The sequence below is a fragment of the Vibrio sp. 10N.247.310.17 genome (genome assembly GCF_041466605.1).
Classification (GTDB): Bacteria; Pseudomonadota; Gammaproteobacteria; order Enterobacterales; family Vibrionaceae; genus Vibrio; species Vibrio tasmaniensis_A.
Genome location: NZ_JBFSTC010000146.1, coordinates 1 through 7,390, shown reverse-complemented (window position 1 = coordinate 7,390; position 7,390 = coordinate 1). Strand labels below are relative to the sequence as shown.

The window sequence follows — 7,390 nt, the reverse complement described above, 5'->3', positions numbered from 1 at the left end:
ACTTCTTCTTGAAGATAAAAGCGGCTTTCCCCGGAAAGCCGCGATGAACCTTAAATAATGACGTTTTCTTAAAACTGCTGTCGTGGTTTATATCCTGTGACAACAGTACTTAAGCTTATTTTGTAAATCCTCATGATAGAGCCTGCTATGATTTACAGGTCGACTAAAATTGTCTTAGTCGTAATCCCGCCTTGGTCATCGATTATCTTCAGTGTCACCTTGTGCTTACCGTATGAAGGGAAGATTGAAGTGAATGTACGACCTCGTTTCACCTTACCGTTTGGAAGTGTCCACTCGGTATCAACAATACGACCATCACTGTCTGAACTTGTTGACCACATGGTTACCCAGCGACCCAAGTGAATGTACTTCGCGCTTGCTTCTGGAAGAGCGTTTGGAGATTCAACACTCACTACGGAGCTGAACGAATCGGTATTGCCTTTGTCGTCGACAACAGTCAAGTTCACCGTGTATTCACCTGCTTGCTCGTAAGACCAAGTTGGTGTCACTTCGTTACTTGTTGTTCCGTTGCCCAAGTCCCATAGATAACTGGTGATCTCACCGTCTTGGTCTGAGCTAAAGTTACGTGCTGAAACGTTCAGGCCAGTGACATTAAGCTCGAAGTTCGCAGTAGGAGCGATGTTGTGTTGGCTTACTTTAGATAAGCGAACCACACCGTATTCGTTGTTGTCACTCTGATTCACAATATCGACCGCTAAACCAAACTCCGTCAGGATACGCCCTGAGTCTGGTGCTTGAGGCGATGTGTAATCTTGGTCATCAGAGAAGCTAGCATTGCCAACTAAACTGGTATCTTCGAGCACATCATTGTCGCTGTTTACAAGACGCATTGGAGTATGATCTTTGAGTGAAAACGCCGCATCACGAACTTGGTAACGAGTTTGAGCGACTTCACCGGATTTTTCCCAAGTCATTGCATTCTGGTCGGCATCGACCACACCTAACCAACCTTCACCTGGGTGTTTGCCTACCCAGTTATCAGTCAGAGATTCGTCTACGTACCAAATAATCAAACCCGGATCGAATGAGATCAGTTGGCCCATGCGTTTGATGTTGGCTAGACCCTCATCAACGTCCATGTGGCTGCGCCATTGCAACAGGTAGTAGTGTTGCGCTTGGTGGAACCCATTACTCAGCTTGTAACCATTTAGGGCGAAGGTGGAGTTGCTCTCACCATCGTCTATTAAGGTTACTTCACCATCAACGACCACACTGAGGTTATCCAAATAGAAACCTTCCATCGCCAAGCCACCATCGGTGATGTATTCAAACGAAAGCTCTACTTCTTGGCCTGCCCATTGTGAAACGTCGAACTCAGCATCAATCCACCCGCCAGATTCGCCGCCAATAGCAGGAACGAGGCCAGTATTGTACGGGTCATCCATTGAGGTGATGTTGCCGGCAATGGCTTGTCCATTCACGAGTACGCGTGCAAAGTCGTAGTCTTTCTCAATTTCATACCAAGTTTTGAACGAAAGCAGTGCAGAATCGCCGGCTGGAATCACCAACTTGCGTGTCATGCTGTTTTTCAGGTCATCGCCTTTTTGAGAGTGGAACGAATACTCACCAGCAAACGGTTTTAAACCTTCGATCTGTTTTTCTGGAAGATCCACTTTAATCATGTTCGGACGGTTGTTATCCGTTGTTTGGAACAACGTATAAACCTGTGGGTTGTCTTCTAGGTCATCAATCGAGATTTGATCATCGTTAACCCAGCGACCACCAATCGACTTCTGTAGGAAGTGTTTTGCCCAAGAGCTGAATGCCGTTGGCTGTGTGCCACCAATTTGACCAGCCCAACTGCCCGAAGACATGATTGACCAGTAAGAGACAGGTTCACCCTTGCCTGTATATTGCGTGTCGTACTCGTCTGGCAAGCCTAAATCATGGCCATACTCGTGAGCACATACACCAGCTGCGGCATCAATCGGTTGAATCGTGTAATCAAATGCTGCGTATTGGCCACCAAAGCGGTCTGGAAGCGAGCTAGAGGTGCCTTTAAGTACATGAGTGCGACCAAGGTTGAATCGGTGAGACCAAATCGCATCAGGGCCTAATACGCCACCACCGGCTTCTTCACCAACAGATGCGTGGAACACCATTAGATGATCAATCACACCATCGGGTTCACGGAAGTTTCCGTCACCGTCGTAATCGTAACGATCTTCAATATCGTAATCGGCTAGGTTGATGCTAGGATCTTGAGCCAATTGATTCAGTGCTTCGCGAACCAGTTCTTGCGCGTTGAGATCGTTGTCGGTAGTAGGGGAGTTACCCCCATAGAATGACGCAGGTTTAGAGGCGCGATACCAACCTGCAGCTTGGCCCGCAACGCTGTAACTATCACCAGATTCGCTTTGGTAATACTGACGCATCGAGATTAGGTTTTCGCCGTTTGGCCCAGTGTAGCCAGAGTTTGAAAACAACAACTCTTGATAATGTTCTGGGTTGTAGCTCTCGTAGAGCATTTGTGTGTGCTCTTCGGTCAGTTTGTTGTTATCCCAGTTCAAATCAGGGAAATCGACTAACAGAGCGAGTACTTTATCGGTACGCTTGGTGCCGACTTCTAACGCAAAGACGCTCGCCTTTTTAACACCAGATCCTTTTTCTATGGCTTTAAGTATTTTCGCTCGTTGCTCAAGTGCTTTTTTACCGAATTGAGCGTCACCTTTAAAACCGGAAGTGATTTTATTCTTCAAGTAGCGGTCAAGTGCGTCGTGCTTTGCCACATCGGTTGCATCTTGGTCGACTAAGCCCTGTCTAACTAGCATTTCAATGAGTTTGTCTTCATTAACAACGCCTAAATCAATAGGTGTTTTTGCATAACTACTGACGCTAAATAGAGTAAGCATTGCTGAAGCCAACAATGTTTTTCTCATCATTTTCATTATGTTTTCCTTTTATATTTCCATGTCGATATCAGTATCAACTTGCCTTATTCGGAGCTGTTGTCCGAGTTTGGCCTAATACACTCTTGTGGTGTCTTATTTAACTGACGTGTGTTTGTTGTATTTTTTTTACTTTCTATCTCCTTTGTATTGGTTGTCTCTTTTCTACTTTTTGAATCAAACGGAGTGCTCTTCGCTTTTTTAGCGTTGAGATAGATACGTAAAGCTTCTTGATTTTCCTTATAGGTTAAGCTAGAACAGATAACACCTCGTTTAATCAATGACTTAAGCAATAGTTCATCGTTCTCAATAGTGGAAGCCTGTGACAGTGATGACAAAGTTAGAACCATTAAAGTCATTGCTTTTATGGGTGTTTTTGTAAGAATCTTAGTTGTGCGAGCCTCGGTTGTAAGAGGCGCTGTTATAAGGAGCATATTAAAAAGAGCCATCAGTTTTGATTATGTAACAAAATATATTTATAAAATTAACCAATCAAATAGATAATTATTACAAGCAATTGTTCGTTCCGATTTCAACATTTAAAGTTAATATCAAATAATGGTCGTTATTTATTTTATTATCAGCTATTTAATGAGTTTTGTTGAATGAATAGTTGATAGTTTGGATTTTAATAATCTTGGTTGGGAAGTGATTATTATCTTGAGAGTACTTTATACAAGGTATGGAGTTATAAGTAATAAGATGCGTTTTATATTCTCTGTGTTTAATAATTGAGTTATTAGTAAATACCTGTGCTGAAATTATTTTCACACGAAATATCAATAATTAGGGTGTTGAGAATGATTTTCAGTGTTTCAAGGGCGTGAAATTTAAAAATATCGGAGGTGATAGGAGTACCAAGTCGTAAAAAAGAACCCGTATTTGAGTTCTTTTCCTTTTATTCTTGTTGGCGATTTACTTATTACTGAGAGACATCGCGATAAAAATACCGTTCGCAAGTGCTTGGATTCATGCGCTTAATGACGTTTGATATCACAGCGACAACCAACACCGAGAATACAAGCCTTCCCCAAAATATGGTGTAGAAATCAGCCCCGATGAGTAGGATCAACAACGTATCTTCAATTAAACTGTGGAGCAAGTTGAGCAACATGATTGCGGTGAATACGTCTCTTGCTGAGATATGCCCTTTCTTGGCTTCATTGATTAATAAGCCGCCACCAAACGAAAGGCCGAGCGTGATTCCTATTATTGTTAGGTTTGTTGCGTCTTTGCTGATTCCTAGCAGCCTCAAGAACGGTCTTAACAATATTGCCATGAGCTTTTCAATGCCGAGAATCTTTAAAACTTTGAGTAACAGTAATAGTACTGAGATTACCATGAAGATAACCGCAAAGTTCTTGAACTGTTCAAGCGCCCAACCAAGATAACTCGTGTCTCCAGATACTTCCGGTTGCCAAAGCACGGTTGCTGGGTAGTTGAGCCAGTCTCCGTATTGATAACTGAGGTTGAGTAGCCATGCCAGCACTAAGCTTCCCCCCACTCTCACCGATAGGGTAGCCAGCCAGCTAACACCTGCTTTTTTGGCAATAGCGCCTTCAATTGGCAATGAGTGAGCAAGGAGCATCATGCTGCCTAAAATTGAGGCTTGAGCAACCGTTAAGGGAACATCGGAATTAATAAGGATAATTAGCCCGGCATAGATGTTGGTGAGTATGGTAGTTGCCCATACTAGACCCATTTCTTTGGGTAATCCGACGCTTTCCATTATAGGGCTTAGCCATTCGCTAAGAATCATTATGCCGCCAAGCTCTTCGACGACTTTTATCAATATGATGATTGGAATCATGATACGGAAAAGCGTCGAAGTGACATCGAAGATTTCTTTGAGGAGCTCTTTGAAAAATTGATAGGTTGATTTCATTGTTACGACCATAACTCGTTGTGTTGTATAAAAAGATCTTACCGCGATTGTTGTGATTATTATTTCAAAAATAACCTATAAAGTTGCCTGTAATTTTTAAATTGCCTTAAAGTAAGAAATTATCAATCAAAAAATCATGGTTTAAGAAATTATGGAAATAGACCGTATAGATAGAAGCATATTGGTTGAGCTTCAGAAGAATAACCGGATCCCTAATCAATCGTTAGCCGAGATCGTAGGGCTATCACCTCCTGCTTGCTTAAAGCGAGTGAAACGATTGAGGCAAGAGGGCGTGATAGTCGGTGATGTATCGATCATTAATCCTGAGCTTACTGGTAGCAAGATGACCCTAGTTGTGTCCGTTGAAATGGAGCGCGATCGAGGGGATATCTATCAAATTTTTCGCCATTCTATTTCTAAGGCGTCAGAGGTTACTCAGTGCTATCAGATATCAGGCAGCTTTGATTTTATGTTGATTGTTACGGTGAAAGATATACAAGCTTACGAAGACTTTGTTGAACGAGTATTGCGCAAAGATCTGAATATTCGCAAGTTCCATACCTCAGTCTCTATGAGAACCGTGAAATTTACCACTGCAGTTAACTTAGATGAGTCATGACCTTTAGCCAGATAGAGGTGTGAATAATTAGATCAAAGGCATAATAGTTAGGGAAGAGGCTTAGCGTTGAGAGTTTTGTGAGGTGCATTGGTTATTTTTGTATAAATAGCAGTCATTTACACAAAATGTTACGTTCGCATTTTGTCATAACTTTAATAATTGTATATATTCCTCGGCTACAATAATAGTTAACAAAAGTTAATATAATGAAAGCCAGCTCTCCTTCTCAATCTCGTGAAACGCTTTTAAGCGAAAATGAACAACTTGTCTCAACTACTGACCTTAAAGGTGTGATTACCTATAGTAATGACGCTTTTTGTCGCATTGCAGAATACAACCAAGATGAATTACTTGGGCAAAACCATAATGTTGTTAGGCATGGTGATATGCCTAAAGCGGCTTTTGCCGATATGTGGGTGAATCTAAAACAAGGCAAGGCGTGGCGCGGGATCGTAAAAAACAAAACTAAATCCGGTGGGTACTACTGGGTTGATGCTTACGTTACCCCTATTTATGATGGCGGGAAGGTGAGTGGCTATCAGTCTGTTCGTGTTAAGCCGAAAAGCGAGTGGGTGCAAGTTGCGGATAAGGCCTATCAAAGCTTGTTGAAAGCTGAGACGTCAGGTCGCCAATGGTCACTACAGATCAGTGACAGTGTTCGTTACGCAGTGTTACTTGGCTCTTTGGCTGCGCCTCTGATTTCAAATCTTGTAGAAGTAGGGCAAGCATCGCAGTGGATATTGAGTATTCTTCCTGTCTCTGCTCTAGCACTGCTTTTCCGACAAGAGCTCATTGATACTCCATTACAGTTGAAAAAACTGCAATCTAAATTCGATAGTGTCAGTCGCCTTGTCTACTCAGGTAACAGTCAGTTCTCTGTTGCCGATTTTCATCTCAAGCTGATGTCTGCCCGAATTCGCACTGTGTTAGGCCGTATGACAGACTCAGCGAAACCATTGCAAGATTTAGCCGATAACCTTAATGCGACGTCATACCAAGTCACTGAAGCGCTCGATCAGCAGACAAAAGATATTCTTCAGGTACGTGAAGCAACTGAAGAGGTTGAGGTGACCGCCAATGAAGTCTCTACTCGTACAGAAGAAGCTCACCAAATTGTTGATGTGACCTTGCAAACTTGTGCTGGTGCTAAAGAGAGCATTGATCAAACCCACCGTAACCTTGAAAACTTGGCATCTCAAGCGGAGAAAGCGACGCACACGACTTACCAATTGAGCGACCAAGCGCAAAGCGTGAGCAAGATAATGGAAGAGATTGGTGGTATCGCTGAGCAAACCAACTTGTTGGCACTTAACGCCGCGATTGAAGCGGCTAGAGCTGGCGAGCAAGGACGAGGTTTTGCCGTTGTTGCCGATGAAGTACGTGCGTTATCTGGGCGAACGTCAAAGGCCACAGTTCAGATTAAAGAGAGCATCGATACCATGCTGGCGACGATTGAAAGCTGGCAGAAAGATATTCTGGCGAACAGAGACCAAACCGACGCGTGCGGTGATGTTGCGAAGGTGAGCGCAGAGCGTCTATCTGAAGTTGAAAATCTAATGCAATCGATGAATGAATTGATGCAATCTGTTGAAAGCTCTGCTCATAAACAACGTGAACTATCGAGCGAAGTAAACCTGCATATGCAGTCTATCGCATCTACCGCAGAGCAAAACTTGGTTGCAACACATTCCGTGAAAGACCACTCCACAGAGCTAAAAGAGCAAGTGAATGAGTTCTATCACTTAGCGAAGCGCTTCGAAGAAAAATAGCGGTTAGATTTTAGAGTAATGAGAAATAAGAGAAGCCTTGCGAAACTAGCAAGGCTTTTTTGTGGCTCAAAAGAGCAGATTACAAAAACAGAAAGCCCCCAATAATTGGTGTCCAACTATTGGGGGCTTTCATAATGCAGGCTCTTTAGTGTGTTTAGGGCGTGTTGACCTTTCGTGGTTAAATTTTGTTCGAGATAAAAGCGTTTTA

General features: G+C 42.9%; 5 protein-coding genes. 2 read left to right on the top strand and 3 right to left on the bottom strand.

Annotated features, from left to right (window positions below):
• Positions 1-152: 152 nt before the first annotated feature.
• From AB6D80_RS23625 to AB6D80_RS23615, 3 genes are all read right to left on the bottom strand, one after another.
• Entirely contained in the window at positions 153-2,909 is a 2,757-nt protein-coding gene (locus tag AB6D80_RS23625; protein ID WP_017101543.1) for an immune inhibitor A domain-containing protein, read from the bottom strand.
• 47 nt (positions 2,910-2,956) lie between these two features.
• A complete protein-coding gene (locus AB6D80_RS23620; RefSeq protein ID WP_372189783.1) occupies positions 2,957-3,268 on the bottom strand; it encodes a hypothetical protein in 312 nt (103 codons plus the stop codon).
• A gap of 563 nt (positions 3,269-3,831) precedes the next feature.
• Positions 3,832-4,794, bottom strand: coding sequence for a hypothetical protein (locus AB6D80_RS23615; RefSeq protein ID WP_017101545.1), 963 nt, complete (start codon positions 4,792-4,794; stop codon positions 3,832-3,834).
• Between the two features lie 151 nt (positions 4,795-4,945).
• On the opposite strand from AB6D80_RS23615, the gene AB6D80_RS23610 reads away from it, so the two are divergent.
• Complete coding sequence (locus AB6D80_RS23610) at positions 4,946-5,413, top strand: Lrp/AsnC family transcriptional regulator (RefSeq protein ID WP_009844861.1); 468 nt, start codon at positions 4,946-4,948, stop codon at positions 5,411-5,413.
• 206 nt (positions 5,414-5,619) lie between these two features.
• Entirely contained in the window at positions 5,620-7,182 is a 1,563-nt protein-coding gene (locus tag AB6D80_RS23605) for a methyl-accepting chemotaxis protein (RefSeq protein ID WP_372189781.1), read from the top strand.
• Positions 7,183-7,390: the final 208 nt, after the last annotated feature.

Excerpts from the sequence above, each read along its gene's own strand:
- AB6D80_RS23625 (WP_017101543.1), bottom strand. The coding sequence starts at position 2,909 with ATGAAAATGATGAGAAAAACATTGTTGGCTTCAGCAATGCTTACTCTA.
- AB6D80_RS23620 (WP_372189783.1), bottom strand. The coding sequence starts at position 3,268 with ATGACTTTAATGGTTCTAACTTTGTCATCACTGTCACAGGCTTCCACT.
- AB6D80_RS23615 (WP_017101545.1), bottom strand. The coding sequence starts at position 4,794 with ATGAAATCAACCTATCAATTTTTCAAAGAGCTCCTCAAAGAAATCTTC.
- AB6D80_RS23610 (WP_009844861.1), top strand. The coding sequence starts at position 4,946 with ATGGAAATAGACCGTATAGATAGAAGCATATTGGTTGAGCTTCAGAAG.
- AB6D80_RS23605 (WP_372189781.1), top strand. The coding sequence starts at position 5,620 with ATGAAAGCCAGCTCTCCTTCTCAATCTCGTGAAACGCTTTTAAGCGAA.